Origin of the sequence: Bacteriovorax sp. DB6_IX, from assembly GCF_000447775.1 — a bacterium.
In the GTDB taxonomy this organism is placed as follows: domain Bacteria; phylum Bdellovibrionota; class Bacteriovoracia; order Bacteriovoracales; family Bacteriovoracaceae; genus Halobacteriovorax_A.
This window is the reverse complement of record NZ_AUNJ01000056.1, coordinates 1-225: the sequence shown is the minus strand read 5'-3', so window position 1 is coordinate 225 and position 225 is coordinate 1. Positions and strand designations below refer to the sequence as shown.

Here is a 225-nt window from a genome sequence, read left to right as displayed (position 1 = left end):
TTACTTTTTCCTAAAGTCGTTAATATTCACTCTTTAACAAGTTATATCTTTTTCTTTTCAATTGCCTGTGCCTTCACAGTTCACTTCGTCATTGATCTAAAACATAAAATATTACCAAATGGCGTTACCTTATATTTGGCGTTACTTTTTCTTATTCAGTCCTTTTTTTCAAAACCATTTGAGTTTTGGTTCTTTGGACTCCTTATTGGCTTCGGTTTCCCTGCT

At 32.9% G+C, this 225-nt stretch carries 1 protein-coding gene; it reads left to right on the top strand.

Going from position 1 to position 225, the window contains the following annotated elements; genetic code table 11:
• Window positions 1-24 precede the first annotated feature (24 nt).
• The coding region (locus M901_RS18305) for a prepilin peptidase (RefSeq protein ID WP_369793743.1) at window positions 25-225 on the top strand (201 nt) is incomplete at its 3' end.